This is a genomic window from Klebsiella sp. CSG-1, assembly GCF_056521145.1.
The window spans coordinates 556,892-577,111 of record NZ_JBWNLD010000002.1; the positions used below are offsets into that span (position 1 = coordinate 556,892).

20 protein-coding genes are annotated in these 20,220 nt (G+C 57.0%); 17 read left to right on the top strand and 3 right to left on the bottom strand.

Annotated elements, in window-relative coordinates; genetic code table 11:
- Positions 1–213: 213 nt before the first annotated feature.
- The 3 genes from cysJ to cysH all read left to right on the top strand — a co-directional run bounded on the left by cysJ (position 214) and on the right by cysH (position 4,555).
- Positions 214–2,013: an NADPH-dependent assimilatory sulfite reductase flavoprotein subunit gene (gene cysJ, locus AC007G_RS07180; protein ID WP_032696757.1), complete on the top strand. Its 1,800-nt coding sequence runs from the start codon at positions 214–216 to the stop codon at positions 2,011–2,013.
- On the top strand, positions 2,013–3,725 hold the full coding sequence (gene cysI, locus AC007G_RS07185) for an assimilatory sulfite reductase (NADPH) hemoprotein subunit (protein WP_032690956.1): 1,713 nt from the start codon (positions 2,013–2,015) through the stop codon (positions 3,723–3,725). Before cysJ ends, cysI begins: the two co-directional genes overlap by 1 nt.
- A 95-nt stretch (positions 3,726–3,820) precedes the next feature.
- A complete protein-coding gene (gene cysH / locus AC007G_RS07190; protein WP_032690957.1) occupies positions 3,821–4,555 on the top strand; it encodes a phosphoadenosine phosphosulfate reductase in 735 nt (244 codons plus the stop codon).
- Positions 4,556–4,631: 76 nt separating this feature from the next.
- On the opposite strand, the gene AC007G_RS07195 is transcribed toward cysH, so the two are convergent.
- The gene (locus AC007G_RS07195) at positions 4,632–5,675 is read right to left on the bottom strand and encodes an aminopeptidase (protein ID WP_032696759.1); all 1,044 of its coding nucleotides are present in this window, start codon (positions 5,673–5,675) and stop codon (positions 4,632–4,634) included.
- Between the two features lie 247 nt (positions 5,676–5,922).
- Here AC007G_RS07195 and cysG point away from each other — a divergent pair, with 247 nt between their 5' ends.
- The 13 genes from cysG (at position 5,923) to rpoS (ending at position 17,128) form a co-directional block, all read left to right on the top strand.
- Positions 5,923–7,329 carry a siroheme synthase CysG gene (gene cysG / locus AC007G_RS07200; RefSeq protein WP_167394814.1) on the top strand — a complete coding sequence of 469 codons (1,407 nt, stop codon included), beginning with the start codon at positions 5,923–5,925 and terminating at the stop codon, positions 7,327–7,329.
- A 9-nt stretch (positions 7,330–7,338) separates the two neighbouring features.
- Entirely contained in the window at positions 7,339–8,247 is a 909-nt protein-coding gene (cysD, locus tag AC007G_RS07205; RefSeq protein ID WP_004866959.1) for a sulfate adenylyltransferase subunit CysD, read from the top strand.
- Positions 8,248–8,256: 9 nt separating this feature from the next.
- On the top strand, positions 8,257–9,684 hold the full coding sequence (gene cysN / locus AC007G_RS07210) for a sulfate adenylyltransferase subunit CysN (protein ID WP_032690960.1): 1,428 nt from the start codon (positions 8,257–8,259) through the stop codon (positions 9,682–9,684).
- A complete protein-coding gene (cysC, locus tag AC007G_RS07215; RefSeq protein WP_032690961.1) occupies positions 9,684–10,289 on the top strand; it encodes an adenylyl-sulfate kinase in 606 nt (201 codons plus the stop codon). The genes cysN and cysC overlap by 1 nt, the downstream gene beginning before the upstream one ends.
- A gap of 48 nt (positions 10,290–10,337) precedes the next feature.
- The gene (locus tag AC007G_RS07220; protein ID WP_032690962.1) at positions 10,338–10,664 is read left to right on the top strand and encodes a DUF3561 family protein; all 327 of its coding nucleotides are present in this window, start codon (positions 10,338–10,340) and stop codon (positions 10,662–10,664) included.
- 140 nt (positions 10,665–10,804) lie between these two features.
- Positions 10,805–11,116: a cell division protein FtsB gene (gene ftsB, locus AC007G_RS07225; RefSeq protein WP_032690963.1), complete on the top strand. Its 312-nt coding sequence runs from the start codon at positions 10,805–10,807 to the stop codon at positions 11,114–11,116.
- Positions 11,117–11,135: 19 nt separating this feature from the next.
- Positions 11,136–11,846 (top strand): 2-C-methyl-D-erythritol 4-phosphate cytidylyltransferase, encoded by a 711-nt coding sequence (gene ispD / locus AC007G_RS07230; protein WP_032690964.1) that lies wholly within the window; start codon positions 11,136–11,138, stop codon positions 11,844–11,846.
- The gene (ispF, locus tag AC007G_RS07235) at positions 11,846–12,325 is read left to right on the top strand and encodes a 2-C-methyl-D-erythritol 2,4-cyclodiphosphate synthase (RefSeq protein ID WP_032698907.1); all 480 of its coding nucleotides are present in this window, start codon (positions 11,846–11,848) and stop codon (positions 12,323–12,325) included. The genes ispD and ispF overlap by 1 nt, the downstream gene beginning before the upstream one ends.
- Positions 12,322–13,371: a tRNA pseudouridine(13) synthase TruD gene (truD, locus tag AC007G_RS07240; RefSeq protein ID WP_032690966.1), complete on the top strand. Its 1,050-nt coding sequence runs from the start codon at positions 12,322–12,324 to the stop codon at positions 13,369–13,371. Before ispF ends, truD begins: the two co-directional genes overlap by 4 nt.
- On the top strand, positions 13,352–14,113 hold the full coding sequence (gene surE / locus AC007G_RS07245) for a 5'/3'-nucleotidase SurE (protein ID WP_032690967.1): 762 nt from the start codon (positions 13,352–13,354) through the stop codon (positions 14,111–14,113). The genes truD and surE overlap by 20 nt, the downstream gene beginning before the upstream one ends.
- Positions 14,107–14,733 (top strand): protein-L-isoaspartate(D-aspartate) O-methyltransferase, encoded by a 627-nt coding sequence (locus AC007G_RS07250; protein WP_004866942.1) that lies wholly within the window; start codon positions 14,107–14,109, stop codon positions 14,731–14,733. Before surE ends, AC007G_RS07250 begins: the two co-directional genes overlap by 7 nt.
- A 124-nt stretch (positions 14,734–14,857) precedes the next feature.
- On the top strand, positions 14,858–15,982 hold the full coding sequence (gene nlpD / locus AC007G_RS07255; protein ID WP_032690968.1) for a murein hydrolase activator NlpD: 1,125 nt from the start codon (positions 14,858–14,860) through the stop codon (positions 15,980–15,982).
- 153 nt (positions 15,983–16,135) lie between these two features.
- Entirely contained in the window at positions 16,136–17,128 is a 993-nt protein-coding gene (rpoS, locus tag AC007G_RS07260) for an RNA polymerase sigma factor RpoS (protein ID WP_004866938.1), read from the top strand.
- Between the two features lie 55 nt (positions 17,129–17,183).
- Here rpoS and AC007G_RS07265 read toward each other — a convergent pair whose 3' ends face one another.
- Together AC007G_RS07265 and AC007G_RS07270 are read right to left on the bottom strand one after the other, a co-directional pair.
- Complete coding sequence (locus AC007G_RS07265) at positions 17,184–17,561, bottom strand: DUF4440 domain-containing protein (protein ID WP_032690969.1); 378 nt, start codon at positions 17,559–17,561, stop codon at positions 17,184–17,186.
- The gene (locus tag AC007G_RS07270) at positions 17,558–18,772 is read right to left on the bottom strand and encodes an MFS transporter (protein ID WP_046853515.1); all 1,215 of its coding nucleotides are present in this window, start codon (positions 18,770–18,772) and stop codon (positions 17,558–17,560) included. Before AC007G_RS07270 ends, AC007G_RS07265 begins: the two co-directional genes overlap by 4 nt.
- Before the next feature lie 108 nt (positions 18,773–18,880).
- Here AC007G_RS07270 and AC007G_RS07275 point away from each other — a divergent pair, with 108 nt between their 5' ends.
- Positions 18,881–19,768, top strand: coding sequence for a LysR family transcriptional regulator (locus AC007G_RS07275; RefSeq protein ID WP_047663419.1), 888 nt, complete (start codon positions 18,881–18,883; stop codon positions 19,766–19,768).
- Positions 19,769–20,220: the final 452 nt, after the last annotated feature.

The following is a 20,220-nucleotide window of genomic DNA, read 5'->3' on the forward strand; positions in this document are numbered from 1 at the left end:
GGTAACGTAATATCCTTTTTAATTTCATAGAGTTGATTAATCGTTTTTGTTGTTAATAACTATAACTAAAACAGGTTAGTCCATTTGGTTATTTGTTATTTCCATCCCTTCTTTAATTGTTACTATCAGCGCCGTTAACCTTACATTCTCTTCTGTTTTTGCCGCGCTGACAGGGTGCGAATAACAGCTTTGCTTACTGGAACATAACGACGCATGACGACACAGGCCCCACCTTCCAATTTGCTCCCGCTGAACCCGGAGCAACTGGCGCGCCTTCAGGCGGCCACGACAGACTTCACCCCGACTCAGCTTGCCTGGGTTTCGGGCTACTTTTGGGGCGTGCTGAATCAGCACTCCGGCGCGGCAACAGCGGTTCCTGCTCAGGCTGCAGAAATGCCGGGCATTACGCTGATTTCAGCATCGCAAACCGGCAACGCACGCCGCGTGGCTGAAGCGCTGCGTGACGATCTGATCGCCGCGCAGCTGAACGTGAAACTGGTGAACGCAGGCGACTATAAATTCAAACAAATTGCCTCCGAAAAGCTGCTGGTTATCGTGACGTCGACGCAAGGTGAGGGCGAGTCGCCGGAAGAGGCCGTTGCGCTGCATAAATTCCTGTTTTCCAAAAAAGCGCCGAAGCTTGAGGGTACCGCCTTTGCGGTATTTGGCTTAGGCGATACCTCTTACGAATTCTTCTGCCAGTCCGGGAAAGACTTTGACAGCCGTCTGGCTGAACTGGGCGGGGAGCGTCTGCTGGATCGCGTTGATGCAGACGTCGAGTACCAGCCTGCGGCGGCGGAATGGCGCGCGCGGGTTGTTGAAGTATTGAAATCCCGTGCCCCCGTTGCGGCTCCGGCCCAGGGAGCGACGAGCGGGGCGGTGAATGACATTCACTCCAGCCCGTATACCAAAGAAGCGCCGCTGACGGCGACACTGGCGGTGAATCAGAAAATTACCGGCCGCGATTCTGAAAAAGATGTGCGTCATATTGAAATCGACCTCGCTGACTCCGGGCTGCGTTATCAGCCGGGCGATGCGCTGGGCGTCTGGTATCAGAACGATCCGGCTCTGGTGAAAGAGCTGGTTGAGCTGCTGTGGCTGAAGGGTGATGAGCCGGTCACGGTTGACGGCAAAACCCTGCCGCTGGCGGAAGCGCTGGAATGGCATTTCGAGTTAACGGTTAATACCGCTAACATCGTTGAGAATTACGCCACCTTAACCCGCAGCGAAACCCTGCTGCCGCTGGTTGGCGATAAAGCGCAGCTCCAGCAATACGCCGCGACCACGCCGATTGTCGATATGGTGCGTTTCTCTCCGGCGCAACTGGATGCCGACGCGTTAATTGGCCTGCTGCGTCCGCTGACCCCGCGTCTCTACTCCATTGCTTCATCGCAGGCGGAAGTAGAAAGCGAAGTCCATATCACCGTGGGCGCCGTTCGCTACGACATCGAAGGCCGCGCCCGCGCCGGCGGTGCGTCCAGCTTCCTTGCTGACCGCGTCGAAGAAGATGGCGAAGTTCGCGTCTTTATTGAACACAACGACAACTTCCGCCTGCCTGCTAATCCGCAGACGCCGGTGATCATGATTGGCCCCGGTACCGGCATCGCGCCGTTCCGTGCCTTCATGCAGCAGCGTGCGGCGGATGGCGCGGAAGGCAAGAACTGGCTGTTCTTCGGCAACCCGCACTTTACGGAAGATTTTCTCTATCAGGTGGAGTGGCAGCGCTATGTCAAAGAAGGCGTGCTGAGCCGTATCGACCTGGCCTGGTCCCGCGATCAACAACAAAAAGTCTATGTTCAGGACAAGCTGCGCGAGCAGGGGGCCGAACTGTGGCGCTGGATTAATGACGGCGCCCATATTTATGTCTGCGGCGATGCCAATCGTATGGCGAAAGACGTTGAGCAGACGTTACTGGACGTGATTGCCGAATTCGGCGCGATGGACGCCGAAGCGGCGGACGAATTTTTAAGTGAGCTGCGCGTTGAGCGCCGTTATCAGCGAGATGTCTACTAATGAGCGAAAAACACCCCGGCCCTCTGGTGGTCGAAGGCAAACTGGTTGATGCCGAACGGCTGAAGCTTGAGAGCAATTTCCTGCGCGGCACCATTAAAGAAGATTTGCAGGATGGCCTGACTGGCGGTTTCAACGGCGATAACTTTTTGCTGATCCGCTTCCACGGCATGTATCAACAGGATGACCGTGATATCCGCGCCGAGCGCGCGGCGCAGAAACTCGAACCGCGCCATGCGATGATGCTGCGCTGCCGCCTGCCGGGCGGGGTCATCACCACTAAACAGTGGCAGGCGATTGATAAATTTGCCGGTGAGAACACCATTTACGGCAGCATCCGTCTGACTAACCGGCAGACCTTCCAGTTTCACGGTATTCTGAAAAAGAACGTGAAACCGGCCCATGAAATGCTGCACGACGTGGGGCTGGACGCGCTGGCGACCGCCAACGACGTGAACCGTAACGTGCTGTGCACGTCTAACCCGAACGAGTCTCAGCTCCATACCGAAGCCTACGAGTGGGCGAAAAAGATCTCCGAACATCTGCTGCCGCGTACCCGCGCCTATGCGGAGATCTGGCTCGATCAGAAGAAGGTCGCCACCACCGATGAAGAACCGATCCTCGGCCAGACCTACCTGCCGCGTAAGTTCAAAACCACCGTGGTGATCCCGCCGCAGAACGACATCGATCTGCACGCCAACGACATGAACTTTGTGGCGATTGCCGAAAACGGCAAGCTGGTGGGCTTTAACCTGCTGGTGGGCGGCGGGTTGTCGATTGAACACGGCAACAAGAAAACCTACGCCCGTACGGCGAGCGAGTTTGGCTATCTGCCGCTGGAGCACACGCTGGCGGTCGCGGAAGCGGTCGTCACCACCCAGCGCGACTGGGGCAACCGTACCGACCGTAAAAATGCGAAAACCAAATATACTCTTGAGCGCGTCGGCGTCGAGACCTTCAAGGCCGAAGTGGAGCGTCGGGCGGGGATCAAGTTTGAACCGATCCGCCCGTATGAGTTCACCGGTCGCGGCGATCGCATCGGCTGGGTCAAAGGGATCGACAAAAAATGGCATCTGACGCTGTTTATTGAAAACGGACGTATTCTTGATTATCCCGGCCGTCCGCTGAAAACCGGTCTGCTGGAGATCGCGAAGATCCATCAGGGCGAGTTCCGTATTACGGCGAACCAGAACCTGATTATTGCCGGCGTACCGGAGACGGAAAAAGCGCGGATCGAAAAACTGGCGCGCGACCACGGTCTGATGAATGCGGTCACCCCGCAGCGTGAAAACTCGATGGCCTGCGTCTCCTTCCCGACCTGTCCGCTGGCGATGGCCGAAGCAGAACGCTTCCTGCCGTCGTTTATTGATAAGGTCGACGGGATCATGGGCAAGCACGGCGTGAGCGATGAGCATATCGTGACGCGCGTGACCGGCTGCCCGAACGGCTGCGGTCGTGCGATGCTGGCAGAAGTCGGGCTGGTGGGCAAAGCGCCGGGTCGCTACAACCTGCATCTCGGCGGTAACCGCAGCGGGACGCGTATTCCACGGATGTATCGCGAGAACATTACCGAGTCGGAGATTCTCGACTCGATCGACGAACTGGTAGGGCGCTGGGCGAAAGAGCGCGAAGCGGGTGAAGGCTTCGGCGACTTTACGGTGCGTGCGGGCATCATTCGCCCGGTGCTCGACCCAGCCCGTGATTTCTGGGAATAGCCCGGCATCGCCCGGTAGCGCTAAGCTTATCGGGTACTGGTTTTGTAGGCCGGGCACACGCAGTACGCCCGGCAAAACAGGCAAATGAGGTCTTTATGTCCGTACTCGATCTAAATGTCCTTAACGAATTACCGAAGGTCGATCGCATTTTGCAACTGGCGGAAACCAATAGCCAGCTGGAAAAGCTGAGCGCGGAAGAGCGCGTGGCGTGGGCGTTGGAAAACCTTCCGGGCGAATACGTGCTCTCTTCGAGCTTTGGTATTCAGGCGGCGGTGAGCCTGCATCTGGTCAATCAGGTACGGCCGGATATTCCGGTCATTCTGACCGATACCGGCTATCTGTTCCCGGAAACCTACCGGTTTATCGACGAGTTAACGGATAAGCTCAAGCTGAACCTGAAGGTCTATCGGGCGAAGGAGAGCGCCGCCTGGCAGGAGGCTCGCTACGGTAAGCTGTGGGAGCAGGGCGTTGAAGGCATTGAGAAATACAATGAGATCAACAAAGTCGAACCGATGAACCGGGCCCTGGAAGAGCTGAACGCGCAAACCTGGTTTGCGGGGCTCCGCCGGGAACAGTCCGGCAGCCGCGCCACGCTCCCGGTGCTGGCCATTCAGCGCGGGGTCTTTAAAGTGCTGCCGATCATCGACTGGGATAACCGTACCGTCTATCAGTACCTGCAAAAGCACGGCCTCACATACCATCCGCTGTGGGAACAGGGCTATCTTTCGGTAGGGGATACCCACACCACCCGCAAATGGGAACCGGGGATGGCAGAAGAAGAGACCCGTTTCTTCGGCCTGAAGCGCGAGTGCGGGCTGCACGAAGGCTAAATCACCGACGACGGTTGTGCTAAGACAAAGCCCTCAGTCTGAACGACGAGGGCTTTTCATATCGCCGGGCAGTGGATTAGCTCTGCTTTTCTGCCTTCGCCAGCTCTTTTATCAGCGGCAGCATCACCTTGACGACATCGCGGCTGCGGTGTTCGATACGACCCGGCAGCGCTTTATCAATATGCTGCTGGTTATCCAGCTGTACGTCATGCCAGCTGGTTCCTCGCGGGAAGGAGGCGGATTTGTTGCGTTGCTGAGAGCCATCTTTCTTACCCAGAGACCAGTTCGTGGCCTCCACGGACAGGACCGGGATCCCTGCGCCATCAAATATGCTGGCGTCATTACAGCAGCCGGTGCCCTGCGGATAATCATGATTGAGGCCAGGATTGGTATAGGCGGCAATCCCTTTGCTGCGCGCAATAGCCAGAGCGCGGTCTCGGGTGAGTTTGCGAATCGAGGCGGGCGTGCTGCGCCCGCTATTGAAATAGAGCTTATCGCCAACCACCAGATTATCGAGATTGATCACCAGCAGCGTATTTTTCTTCTCTGCATCGCTCATTCGCTTCAGTATATTTTGCGCGCCGAGATTCCCTTCTTCTTCACCGCTTGAAGCGATAAAGCGAATGCCATAGTGAGTGGACACATTTTTCAACCGCTCGGCCAGCTCCAGCAATACGCCCACGCCGACGGCATTATCGTCGATGCCCTGCAGGGTCAGGCCGCCAAGGTTGCGTTCTACATCAGCATCACTCATCGGCGCATAGGTATCGAGATGTGCCATCACGATGATCTGCTGGCGTGCCGCACCTTCGTGGGCGGCAATGACGGTGCTGCCGGTAACGTTTTGCCAGTTTTTCCGTTTATCCGTATTGCTGTAGATATAGCGCGCATGGAAGCTGCGGATATCGCTTTGATAGCCCATTTGGGCAAACTGCTGACGCACATAGTCCGCCGATAGCATTTCAGCGGGCGAACCGGTCATTCTTCCGGGAAAAACAGTCGCGATATGACGAGCCTGGGTATTTGCGGTTTCGCCCATGGCGCTGAAAGCCGGGGCGGAGAAGACAAAACCTGCGCCAAGCGCCAGGGGAAGGAGGCGGCGGCACAACGCGGAAAACATAGCGGGGGTCCTTTCTCGAGGGAAAAATTTAACGCTCATAGTATGAAACTGTGACTGCGGTTAAACAATTTCATTTGCTCTTAAATAGCGGAAAAATCGCGCGTTAAGCACTTTTTGATATTTGCTTTTTCAGGTCGTTATTCTTTTGGGTAACTACTCATTCCATTTAGTAATTTCATTTGCTCTAAACAGCACCCTATAGTCGCTCTATGACTGATTGTAAGCGAGTTGTTGCAACGTGGACTATTTGCCCCTGTTTGCCGAACTGAAAGAAAAACCGGTGCTGGTTATTGGCGGCGGGGATATTGCGGCGCGCAAAATTATGTTCTTGCGCCGGGCAGGAGCCAACGTACAGGTCGTGGCGGCAGCATTATCTGCAGAGGTTGCCGCTCTGGTTGAACGCCAGGAGATTCAGTGGCGGGCCCACGCGTTTGAAGAACCACAGCTGGACGACGTCTTTTTAGTGATTGCCGCGACTGACGATGACGCGCTCAATCAGCGAGTTTCCGCTGCCGCCAACGCCCGTTACCGGTTGGTGAACGTTGTCGATAATCAGCCGCTCTGTTCGGTGGTGTTTCCCTCCATCGTGGACCGTTCTCCGCTGCTGATAGCGATATTCTCCGGCGGTTCGGCACCGGTATTGTCGCGGCTGATTCGCGAAAAAATTGAAGCGCTGCTGCCCACCAACCTGGGACGCGTCGCCGAGGCGGCCAGCTACTGGCGGCATCATATCAAAACGCATCTGACGACGACGGCAGCACGTCGGCGCTTCTGGGAGCGGGTCTTCAATGGCCGCTTTGCCAGTCTGATGATTGCCGGAAATAAAGCCGCCGCCGATAAGGTGCTGGAAGAAGAACTGCATCATCCGGAAAAACGGCTGGGTGAAATTATTCTCGTCGGCGCCGGGCCGGGCGATGCAGGGCTACTGACGCTGCGCGGCCTGCAGGCGGTGCAGAAGGCGGACGTGGTGTTTTATGACCATCTGGTGACGCCGGAGATCCGCGAGCTGGTGCGCCGCGATGCCGAGATGATCTGCGTGGGTAAGCGCGCGGGCGAACACTCGGTGCCGCAGCATGAAACGAACCAGATGCTGGTCGAAGCGGCGCGAGAAGGCAAAACGGTGGTGCGCCTGAAAGGCGGCGATCCGTTTATTTTCGGACGCGGCGGCGAAGAGCTACAGGCGGCGGCGGCCGCAGGAATTCCATTTCAGGTGGTTCCGGGCGTAACGGCTGCTGCCGGGGCGACGGCCTATGCCGGCATTCCGCTGACCCATCGCGATTATGCCCAGAGCGTCACCTTCGTCACCGGTCATTACAAGGCCGACAGCGCCGCGCACGACTGGTCGCTACTGGCGCAAAGCCGTCAGACGCTGGCTATCTACATGGGCACGATGAAAGCGGCGGAAATCAGCGCACAGCTGATCGCCCACGGTCGGGATAGTAATACGCCGGTGGCGGTGATTTCTCGCGGTACCCGCGCCGATCAGCAAACGATAACGGGCACATTACAGCAGCTCGAAGAGCTGGCGAAAGATGCCCCGATGCCCGCTCTGCTGGTCGTGGGCGAAGTGGTGCAATTACACCATCAGCTCGCCTGGTTTCAACAAACAACTCAAGCAGATGCGTTTAACGCCTCTGTGGTGAATCTGGCTTAAGGAACGGTTATGGACCAAAAACGACTCACTCACCTGCGGCAACTGGAGGCTGAAAGCATCCACATTATTCGCGAGGTGGCCGCCGAATTCTCTAACCCGGTGATGATGTACTCCATCGGTAAAGATTCCAGCGTCATGCTGCATCTGGCGCGTAAAGCGTTTTATCCGGGAACCCTGCCTTTTCCGCTGCTGCACGTTGATACCGGCTGGAAATTCCGCGAGATGTATGAATTCCGCGACCGTACTGCCAAAGCCTACGGCTGCGAGCTGCTGGTGCACAAAAACCCGGAAGGGGTGGCGATGGGGATTAACCCGTTTGTTCACGGCAGCGCCAAGCACACCGACATCATGAAGACCGAAGGTCTGAAGCAGGCGCTGGACAAATACGGCTTTGATGCTGCGTTTGGCGGCGCCCGTCGCGACGAAGAAAAATCCCGCGCCAAAGAGCGTATCTACTCTTTCCGCGACCGTTTCCACCGCTGGGATCCGAAAAACCAGCGTCCGGAGCTGTGGCACAACTACAACGGCCAGATTAACAAGGGCGAAAGCATCCGCGTCTTCCCGCTCTCCAACTGGACCGAGCTGGATATCTGGCAGTATATCTATCTGGAAAATATCGAAATCGTTCCGCTGTATCTGGCGGCCGAACGTCCGGTGCTTGAGCGCGACGGTATGCTGATGATGATTGATGACGATCGTATCGATCTGCAACCGGGCGAGATGATCAAAAAGCAGATGGTGCGCTTCCGTACTTTAGGCTGCTGGCCGCTGACCGGCGCGGTGGAATCCAATGCGCAAACGCTGCCGGAGATTATTGAAGAGATGCTGGTTTCCACCACCAGCGAGCGTCAGGGTCGTATGATTGACCGCGACCAGGCCGGCTCCATGGAGCTGAAGAAACGTCAGGGGTATTTCTAAGGAGCCGCCATGAACACGACCATTGCCCAACAAATTGCTAATGAAGGCGGCGTAGAAGCTTATCTGCACGCGCAACAGCACAAAAGCCTGCTGCGCTTCCTGACCTGCGGCAGCGTCGATGACGGGAAAAGTACCCTGATTGGCCGCCTGCTGCACGATACCCGGCAGATTTACGAAGATCAGCTCTCATCGCTGCATAACGACAGTAAGCGTCACGGTACGCAGGGTGAGAAACTGGATCTGGCGCTGCTGGTGGATGGCCTGCAGGCTGAGCGCGAGCAGGGCATCACCATCGATGTCGCCTATCGCTATTTCTCTACCGAGAAACGCAAATTTATTATCGCCGACACCCCGGGGCACGAGCAGTACACCCGTAATATGGCCACCGGCGCTTCCACCTGCGATCTGGCGATTCTGCTGATGGATGCGCGCAAAGGCGTGCTCGATCAGACCCGTCGTCACAGCTTTATCTCGACGCTGCTGGGGATTAAAAACCTGGTGGTGGCGGTGAACAAAATGGACCTGGTGGATTTTAGCGAAGAGACGTTTAATCGCATTCGCGAAGAGTACCTCTCGTTTGCTGAGCAGCTGCCGGGCGATGTCGATATTCGCTTTGTTCCGCTTTCTGCCCTCGAGGGGGACAACGTCGCGACCCAGAGTGCCAGCATGCCGTGGTACAGCGGCCCGACGCTGCTGGAAGTGCTGGAAACTGTTGAAATTCGTCGCGTGGTGGAAAATCAGCCGCTGCGCTTCCCGGTCCAGTTCGTTAACCGGCCCAACCTCGACTTCCGCGGTTTCTCCGGGACCGTGGCCTCCGGTAGCGTCAAGGTCGGACAGCGTCTGAAGGTGCTGCCGTCGGGCGTGGAATCCAGCGTGGCGCGGATCGTGACCTTTGACGGCGACCTGCAGGAAGCTGGCGCCGGTGAAGCGATTACCATCGTACTGAAAGACGAAATTGATATCAGCCGCGGCGATCTGTTGGTGGATGCTCAGGTGACGCTGCCTGCGGTACAGAGCGCCAGCGTGGACGTGGTCTGGATGGCCGAACAGGCGTTAGCCCCGGGCCAGAGCTATGACATTAAAATTGCCGGCAAGAAAACCCGCGCTCGCGTCGACGGCATTCGCTATCAGGTTGATATCAACAATTTGACCCAGCGTGAAGTCGAGTCGCTGCCGCTGAACGGGATTGGCCTTGTCGATTTGACCTTCGACGAGCCGCTGGTGCTGGACAAATATCAGCATAACCCGGTAACCGGCGGGTTGATCTTCATCGACCGGTTGACCAACGTCACGGTAGGCGCCGGTATGGTGCGCGAACCGCTGGAACAGCGCCAGGCGTCAGCATCAGCGTTCAGCGCGTTTGAGCTGGAGCTGAATCAGCTGATCCGTAAACACTTCCCGCACTGGGACGCGCGTGACCTGCTGGGAGGCAAGTAATGGCCCTGCATGACGAAAACGTCGTCTGGCACGCCCATCCGGTTACCCAGCAGCAGCGCGAACAGCACCACGGCCATCGCGGCGTGGTGCTGTGGTTTACCGGGCTCTCCGGCTCCGGTAAATCCACCGTTGCTGGCGCGCTGGAAGAGGCGCTGCATCAGCTGGGCGTCAGCACCTATCTGCTGGATGGCGATAACGTGCGGCACGGTCTGTGTAGCGATCTCGGTTTTAGCGATAGCGATCGTAAAGAGAATATTCGTCGCGTCGGGGAAGTGGCGAAACTGATGGTGGATGCCGGGCTGGTGGTATTGACGGCGTTTATCTCTCCGCACCGTGCCGAACGGCAGATGGTGCGCGAGCGCTTAGGCGAAGGGCGCTTTATCGAAGTGTTTGTCGATACGCCGCTGGCTATCTGTGAGGCGCGGGATCCAAAGGGGTTATACAAGAAGGCGCGTGCGGGTGAATTGCGTAATTTTACCGGGATTGATTCAGTGTATGAATCGCCGGAAAAGGCGGAAATTCATCTGGATGGTGAACAATTGGTAACAAATTTGGTGCACCAACTATTAGACCTCCTCAGACAGAGCGATATTATCAGATCCTGAAACGGCGGCGGCATTGAGATGCCGGTCGCCCGGTCAACAGGATTCGATATGCGCAATACCCAGAACATCAGTATTATTCGCTCAGAACCACCACCGGTGGCCCATGACGAGACCACCTGGTCTTTGTCAGGCGCTGCCGTGGGCTTTATTTCATGGCTGCTGGCGCTGGGTATTCCCTTCCTCATGTATGGCAGTAATACGCTTTTTTTCCTCCTCTATACCTGGCCCTTTTTTCTCGCCTTAATGCCGGTTGCCGTGGTTGTTGGGATTGCGCTGCACTCGCTGTTGAACGGTAAGCTCCTGTACAGCGTCTGCGCGACGATTTTGACCGTGGGGCTGATGTTTGGTCTGCTGTTCCTCTGGTTGTTGGGATAGTCCTTTCTGCGTATGAATCAAGCCTGGGTATCGGCGACAGAAATGTGTTACAGTCCCCGCGTTACGCGGCGTCGTCCGCGCGTCGGAGTGAAATACTCGGGCGAGTTATGGGATGATGATGCCGTTTTTCAGGGGGCAGAATGGGTAAATTAACGCTGCTACTATTGGCTTTGCTGGTCTGGCTACAGTACTCGCTGTGGTTCGGTAAAAATGGTCTGCATGACTATAGCCGGGTGAATGACGACGTCACCGCGCAGCAAGCCACTAACAGCAAATTAAAGGCGCGCAACGATCAACTCTTTGCGGAAATCGATGACCTTAACGGCGGTCAGGAAGCGATCGAAGAGCGCGCACGCAATGAACTAAGCATGACCCGCCCGGGCGAAACATTTTATCGTCTGGTCCCGGATGCGTCTAAGCGCAACCAGGGGTCGGCGCAGAACAATCGATAAACAAGCCCAGGATTACGACATGGCAGCCACTTTTCCGGGTGTTTGCGCCGTGGTACCGGCAGCCGGTTTTGGCCGCCGCATGCAAACGGAATGCCCGAAACAATATCTCTCAATCGGTAACAAAACGATTCTCGAACACGCGGTCGCCGCGCTGTTGGCGAACGCGTGCGTGCAGCGCGTGGTGATTGCCGTCAGTCCCGGCGATATCCGCTTTAGCCAGCTGCCGCTGGCCACTCATCCGCAGATTACCGTCGTCGACGGCGGAGCCGAGCGCGCTGACTCCGTACTGGCTGGTCTGCAGGCGCTGCCTGAAGCCGAATGGGTGCTGGTGCACGATGCCGCGCGCCCGTGCCTGCACCAGGACGACCTTCAGCGCCTGTTGGCGCTACGCGAAACCAGCCGCGTGGGGGGCATTCTCGCCGCGCCGGTACGCGACACCATGAAACGCGCGGAACCCGGCAAGGTAGCCATTGCGCACACGGTCGACCGTAACGATCTGTGGCATGCGCTGACGCCGCAATTTTTCCCTCGTGAGCTCCTCCTCGACTGCCTGACGCGCGCGCTCAATGAAAGCGCGATCATTACCGATGAAGCCTCGGCGCTGGAGTACTGTGGCTTCCATCCCGAACTGGTCGCTGGCCGAGCTGATAATATTAAAGTGACGCGCCCGGAAGACCTGGCGCTGGCAGAATTTTACCTTACCCGTTCCCGACACCAGGAGAAGGCTTAATGCGAATTGGACACGGTTTTGACGTACACGCTTTTGGCGGTGAAGGCCCAATCATCATTGGCGGGGTACGCGTTCCCTATGAAAAAGGGCTGCTGGCCCACTCCGACGGCGATGTGGCGCTGCATGCGCTGACCGATGCCCTGCTTGGGGCGGCGGCGCTGGGGGATATCGGCAAGCTGTTCCCGGATACCGACCCGGCCTTCAAGGGAGCCGACAGCCGTGAGCTGCTGCGCGAAGCCTGGCGGCGGATCCAGGCCAAAGGCTATGCCCTCGGAAACGTGGATGTCACCATCATCGCTCAGGCGCCGAAAATGCTGCCGCATATTCCGCAGATGCGTGTCTTTATCGCCGAAGACCTCGGCTGCCATATGGATGACGTCAACGTGAAAGCCACCACTACCGAGAAGCTGGGTTTCACCGGCCGCGGTGAAGGCATCGCCTGCGAAGCGGTAGCGCTGCTGCATAAGGTGCAGCCATGATCGCTTTCAATGACCTCACCTGGCTGCACGGTAAACCGCAGGGGCAGGGGATACTGAAAGCCAACCCGGAAGATTTCGTGGTGGTCGAAGATCTTGGCTTTGCGCCGGATGGCGAAGGCGAGCATCTGCTGGTACGGATTCTGAAAACGGACTGCAATACGCGGTTTGTGGCTGATGCGCTGGCTAAGTTCCTTAAAATCCATGCGCGTGAAGTGAGTTTTGCCGGGCAGAAAGATAAACATGCCGTGACCGAGCAGTGGCTGTGTGCCCGGCTTCCGGGCAAAGAGATGCCCGATCTGAGCCAGTTTCAGCTGGAAGGTTGCCAGGTGCTGGAGTACGCGCGGCATAAACGCAAGCTGCGCCTCGGCGCGCTGAAGGGCAACCAGTTTACCCTGATCCTGCGGGAGATTAGCGATCGCGAGGATGTCGAGCGGCGTCTGCAGGCCATTGCCGCGCAGGGTGTGCCGAACTATTTCGGCGCCCAGCGCTTTGGTATCGGCGGCAGCAATCTGCTGGGCGCGCTGCGCTGGGCGGAGAGCGGCGCACCGGTTCGCGATCGCAATAAACGCAGTTTTTGGCTGTCGGCGGCGCGTAGCGGCTTGTTTAATCAACAGGTCAGTATTAGATTAAAAAAACCGGAATTTAATCAGGTTGTTGATGGCGATGCGCTACAATTAGCGGGGCGCGGGAGCTGGTTTGTCGCCACGCCTGAGGAACGTGCGCAGCTGCAGGAGCGGGTTGATAACCGTGAACTGATGATTACGGCGGCGTTACCGGGAAGCGGTGAGTGGGGCAGCCAACGCGAGGCGCTGGCCGCCGAGCAGGCGGCCGTTGCAGAAGAGACGCAGCTCCAGGCTCTGCTGGTGCGGGAAAAAGTGGAAGCGGCGCGCCGGGCGATGCTGCTCTATCCGCAGCAGATGAGCTGGAACTGGTGGGATGACGTAACCGTTGAACTGCGTTTCTGGCTGCCGGCGGGCAGCTTCGCCACCAGCGTGGTAAGGGAACTTATCAATACAACGGGTGACTATGCGAATATTGCTGAGTAACGATGACGGGATTCATGCGCCGGGTATTCAGACCCTGGCGAAGGCCTTACGGGAGTTTGCTGAGGTCCAGGTAGTTGCACCCGATCGTAACCGCAGCGGCGCATCGAACTCCCTGACTCTTGAATCTTCGCTACGCACTTTCACTTTCGATAACGGCGATATTGCTGTCCAGATGGGGACGCCAACGGACTGTGTCTATCTCGGCGTCAACGCCCTGATGCGTCCCCGTCCGGATATCGTGGTTTCCGGCATTAACGCCGGCCCCAATCTCGGCGATGACGTCATCTACTCCGGCACCGTCGCTGCCGCAATGGAAGGCCGTCATCTCGGCTTTCCGGCCTTGGCCGTCTCCTTGAATGGCCATCAGCACTACGACACCGCGGCGGCAATTACCTGCTCTATCCTGCGTGCTTTAGGCCGCGAGCCGCTGCGTACCGGTCGCATCCTCAATATCAATGTGCCCGATCTGCCCCTTGAGCAGATTAAAGGCATTCGCGTGACCCGCTGCGGCAGCAGACATCCCGCCGATCAGGTTATTCCGCAAAAAGATCCGCGCGGCAATACGCTGTACTGGATTGGCCCGCCGGGAGAGAAGCACGATGCCGGGCCGGATACCGATTTTGCGGCCGTCGATGAAGGCTATGTCTCCGTGACGCCGCTGCACGTTGATTTAACCGCCCACCAGGCTCACGGGATGGTGGCCGACTGGCTGGATCGCGTCGGAGTGGAAACACAATGGTAAGCAAACGTGTTGAAAGCCTGCTGAATCAGCTGCGTACTCAGGGCATTGTTGACGAGCGCGTGCTCGAGGCGATAACCCTGGTACCGCGTGAAAAATTCGTTGATGAAGCCTTCGAACACAAGGCGTGGGAGAACACCGCACTCCCTATCGGCCAGGGGCAAACCATCTCGCAACCCTACATGGTGGCGCGGATGACGGAGCTGCTGACGCTGACGCCGGAATCGCGGGTGCTGGAGATTGGCACCGGCTCAGGCTACCAGACGGCGATACTGGCGCACCTCGTTCATCATGTGTGTTCGGTCGAACGGATTAAGAGTTTACAGTGGCAGGCGCGTCGTCGCCTGAAACAACTTGATTTACATAATGTTTCAACCCGTCATGGCGATGGATGGCAGGGTTGGAAGGCACGCGCTCCCTTTGATGCGATTATCGTCACCGCCGCGCCGCCGGAAGTGCCGCCAGCGCTGCTGGCGCAGCTGGATGAGGGAGGTGTGCTGGTATTACCGGTGGGCGAGGAGCATCAGTTTCTGAAACGGATCCGTCGTCGCGGTAATGAGTTTGTGATGGATACCGTCGAAGCCGTGCGCTTTGTTCCCCTGGTGCAAGGGGAGCTGGCGTGAGACCCGGATTTATCCAGGTTTTTTTTGCCTGACTTTAGGCGTAGGGTGGACACATTTTCAGTGTCCTGGCCGGGTGTTGTCCGGTAAGCAAGATATTGGCAGTTAACATATTCCTGGGGGATAAATGAGCGCGGGAAGCCCAAAATTTACCTTAAGCCGTATTGCGGCGTTATCACTGGTTTCACTCTGGCTGGCAGGTTGTACCAATACCAATAATCCGCCTGCGCCGGTTAGCTCGGCGGGTGGAGCCTCATCCTCGGGTACGAATTCCGGGATGCTGATCACTCCGCCGTCGACAACAGGATCCGCCATTGTTCCGCATACACCTCAGGTACAGCCGGTTCAGACCCCTGCGACGCAGATTCAGCCGATGGCTCAGCAGCCGGTGCAGACCGTGAACGGCAAGATAGTCTATAACCGTAAATATGGCGATATTCCGAAAGGCAGCTATACGGGTGGCAGCACCTATACCGTGAAACGCGGCGATACGCTGTTCTATATTGCATGGGTAACGGGTAACGATTTCCGTGACCTCGCGCAACGCAACAACATCCCTGCGCCATACGGTCTGAACGTTGGTCAGACGCTGCAGGTTGGCAACTCTGCTGGCCAGCCAATCACCGGTGATAACGCCGTTGCTGCGGCAAGCGTACGGGCAAGCGGAGGTGCGACGGCGGCCTCAAATACTGCACAAAAATCGACCGCAGTGGTTGCGTCACAACCAACTATTACGTATTCTGAATCCTCAGGTGAACAGAATGCTAATAAGATGTTGCCGAACAATAAGCCAGCGACGACGACTACCGTCGCGCCAGTGACGGCTCCCGCTGTTAGCACAAACCAACCGACTGCAAGCAGTACGTCAACCAGTTCGCCTATCTCCACATGGCGCTGGCCGACTGATGGCAAGGTTATTGAGAACTTTAGTGGCGCAGAAGGCGGCAATAAAGGTATTGATATTGCAGGCAGTAAGGGACAGGCTATTGTCGCGACCGCTGACGGACGCGTCGTCTATGCCGGTAACGCGCTGCGCGGTTACGGTAATCTTATTATCATCAAACACAACGATGATTACCTGAGTGCCTACGCTCATAACGATACAATGCTGGTCCGGGAGCAACAGGAAGTCAAAGCGGGGCAGAAAATCGCTACCATGGGTAGCACCGGCACCAGCTCTACAAGATTGCATTTTGAAATTCGTTACAAGGGGAAATCCGTCAACCCGCTGCAGTATTTACCGCAGCGATAATTTGGCGAAGTACGGATAAGCGTCACATCAGTTAGCAGACGCCAGGCCGGTCGCAACAGCCCCTTAACCGGGGCAAAAAGTCTCCGTCCGGCGTCGTTGAATGATGTATAGCGAAGGTGCTTTGCTCAGGGATCACGGGTAGGAGCCATCTTTATGAGTCAGAATACGCTGAAAGTTCATGATTTAAATGAAGACGCGGAATTTGATGAGAACGGAGTCGAGGTTTTCGATGAGAAAGCCTTAGTAGAAGAGGAACCCAGTGATAGCGATCTGGCCGAGGAAGATCTTCTGTCGCAAGGCGCAACACAACGTGTGCTTGATGCGACGCAACTCTACCTGGGAGAGATTGGTTATTCCCCACTGCTGACGGCCGAAGAAGAGGTCTATTTCGCCCGTCGCGCATTGCGTGGTGATGTGGCTTCACGCCGCCGGATGATTGAAAGTAACCTGCGTCTGGTGGTGAAAATTGCTCGTCGTTATAGCAATCGTGGTCTGGCGCTGCTGGATCTGATTGAAGAGGGCAATCTGGGACTGATCCGCGCGGTTGAGAAGTTTGACCCGGAACGTGGGTTCCGTTTTTCGACTTATGCCACCTGGTGGATTCGTCAAACGATTGAACGGGCGATCATGAACCAAACCCGTACCATCCGTTTACCTATCCATATTGTCAAAGAGCTGAACGTCTATCTGCGTACCGCACGTGAGTTGTCCCATAAGCTGGACCACGAGCCGAGTGCGGAAGAGATTGCCGAGCAGCTGGATAAGCCGGTTGATGACGTGAGCCGTATGCTGCGTCTCAATGAGCGCATTACCTCAGTGGACACGCCGCTGGGCGGCGACTCGGAAAAAGCGCTGCTGGATATTCTGGCCGATGAGAAAGACAACGGTCCGGAAGACACCACGCAGGACGATGATATGAAACAAAGCATCGTTAAATGGCTGTTCGAACTGAACGCCAAGCAGCGTGAAGTCCTGGCGCGTCGTTTTGGCCTGTTGGGCTACGAAGCCGCTACGCTTGAAGATGTTGGCCGTGAAATTGGTCTGACCCGCGAACGCGTACGTCAGATCCAGGTCGAAGGCCTGCGCCGCCTGCGGGAAATCCTGCAAGGACAAGGGCTGAACATCGAAGCGCTATTCCGCGAATAAGCAATTTTCCTCTCAAAAAGGCCCGATCGTCCGATCGGGCCTTTTTCTTTGCATGCTAGGCCTGTCGGGTCTCATGTAAATGACGCCACAAAATGCGCCCTCCACTTTTCCTGAACAGGACCGTTGACCAGCGGAAAGTCTCGCTCTGTTCGGGTACACGCTGCCTTTCCCGATAGCATATCACCGCGCCATCGTGCCATTCGGCGAGCGTGGTCGTGCTATCAATGATGATGCTCAAGCCTGGACGACTGCCGCCCGCGGTCGTAAAGAAAGCGCTGAGTGCCCGGTGGTCCATGACGTTTCCACCGATACCAACCATTGAAAAATCAGGGGAAAAGCGTGCCATTAAGGCCTCTACCGCACCTTGTTTGTGACTCAGCCAGTGTTCAATAGCCACATGGGCGTCGATCGTTTCCTGAATATACGGGTTCATGGGATCTCCATTTTTTGATGCAGGCGCGTGACTATCGCCTGGTTATTAAGGTACAGGCAGCCCAGAAGCGGGATAAGCGTCAGGCACGCGGCGATGATAAACACCCCGTGCCAGGCCTGTGTTGCCGGATAATAAACCTGCAGGACCGCCAGCAATGCGGACAGCAATGCGGCTCCGGCCAAAAAGCTGAGCTGACGGTTGATGTTCCACAGTGCGCTGGCATCCGGCATGTCGCCATTGGCGATGTTGAGAAATGCACAGCTTTGGGCGGTGCTGCTGCACAGGCTGCCGCCGGCGCCCATCAGGATAAAGGCGAAAACCAGCGACGCCATTGAGCTTTGCGGCGTGACGCCGGTCAGCAGCAGGATCCCGGCGGCCTGAAGCAGGCAGCCGGAGAGAATAAAGGGGCGAGGGCCGAGGCGATTGAAAAAACGGCCGCTCAGAGAGATAGCCACAAATGACGCCAGCGACCAGGGAAGCATCAGAGCGCCCGTTGCCGAAGGCGACATGCCGGTTATTGTCTGCAGGTAAAACAGGCCAACCACGTTAATGCCAATAAAGACCCCGGGTACGCAGAGATAAATCAACATGGCGAAACGCAACAGCGGATCGGCCAGCAGCGGCAGATGTAAGAAACGGGAAGGCCGTGCCGGGCCGTCGTCATTTTTTAGCCATACGCCGGCTAACGCCAGAGTGATCAGCGCTACGGGCAGGCTGGCAAAGAAGACCCCGCGCCAGCTGAATGTTTCAACCAGCAGTCCACCTGCTGCCGGAGAACAGGCGGGGGCCAGCAGACCGACCAGCATCACGGCGGCCGACAGTTTCGCCCGCTCGTGCGGCTGGAAAAGCTGCCAGGTCAGAGACTGTCCGACGGGGATAAGCAATCCCCCGCCCATCCCTTGCAGGGCGCGCCAGAAAATCAGGCTGCCCAGCGAGTCGCTCAGTCCGCAGGCCAGCGCTGCCGCACTGAATAGCGTGAGCGAAAGCATAAAGAGCCGGCGAGCCCCGCAGCGCTGCGTCAACCAGGCGCTGAATGGCACGACCAGCGTCAGGCCGGCGATATAGCCGTTACTCACCCAGGCCAGTTCACTGACGGAGGCGTTGAGCGCCCGGCTCATGCCGGGGAAGGCGACGCTGGCGATAAACATATTGATTAAATCGAGAAAGAAACCCAGTAAAAAAACGGTGGCGACCTTGCTGCGTACTGTCATTTTTATTCCTCATCAGAAGGCCGCTACTCTAAGCCGCCGGGACAGGCGGATAAACAGGACATCCGGGGATATACTGTCTGAAAGTTTTTGACAATAAGTGAAGTGAATATGCTGAATCTGCAACGTATGACCATGTTTGTCGCGGTGGTGGAAAGCGGGAGTTTTACCGCGGCTGCGGCGGCCCTGGGGCAAACCAAGGCGGTGGTCAGTTTTAACGTGCGCCAGCTGGAGAGCGAACTTGGCGTCACGCTGTTGTTACGATCCACGCGACGACTCACGCTTACTGAGGCCGGTTCTCTGTTCTATCATCGCGGCCTGGCGTTACTGAAAACGGCGGAAAACCTGCAGGATGAAGTGCGGGCCAGCCATAGCGGATTGAGCGGTGAACTCCGTATCACCACCACACCGGAGTACGGCACCCAGGTGATTATTCCGGCGCTGGCTGAGTTCAGCCAGCGGCATCCGGCGCTGCGGGTGCGCCACGTCTCCTCCTCGCACCATGCGGACTTAATCTCTGAGCGTTTTGATGTGGCGATCCGCCTCGGAACGCTGGCGGATTCGCGCTACCGCGCGGCGCTGATCTCCCGTTTTGCAATTGTCCCGGTTGCCGCGCCGTCATGGCTGGCGGAACATCCTCTGGAGACGCTTGAAGATTTGGCCCGGGCGGCATGGATTATTCATGAGCGGTTGTCCGCGCCACGCCATTGGCAGCTCACCGGACCACGCGACGAGAGCGTGGCTTTTGACATTAAAGCGGTGCCGCGACTGTCGGCGGATAGCGCCAGCGCGCTGCTGGCGTTCGCGCTGGCGGGCTGCGGGGTTGCGCTGTTGCCCGAGTGGCTGGTGGCGCCGGCACTGGCGGAGCACAGACTGATTCAGGTGATGCCCGGGTTTACCTTTCCCCCGCAGGGCGTGTATGCGGTTTATCCGGATGCGCAGCATATCCCGACCCGGGTCCGGGCCTTTATTGATTTTCTACGCGAGCGCCAGGGCTAACTTTTTTTGCGTCATGAGCTTGTGGATGAAGGGGGAACGCGGATGGCGCTTTTTATCGCACAACCGGACTGTTTTTATATTTTCTCATCAATGAAAACTATTTCTTCATTAACATGACGGGAAGGATTAATAGCATCTGAGTATTTGTGAGCCTTCTCGCAATCGCTAATAAAACCATCCCGTTTTATTTCCGTCTGATAATTTTTGCCAGCCGGTGGGGAGAGCATAGCGGCGGGTGCTTGAGGCTGGCTTTGAGCATTGACAGGGCCCGGACAGGCGAAAGTCCCAGGAGATATGTCTATCCACTGAGGCTGGCGTATGAATCTGAACAATTCAGATGCCAGTCTGTTCTTTGCAGGGAGGCAAGATATGCCCCTGCGGCAATCATTATACCGTGGACTACGCTGCCGGGATTTATGCTAATGGCAGGCGGCTCATTATGCGCGCTGAAT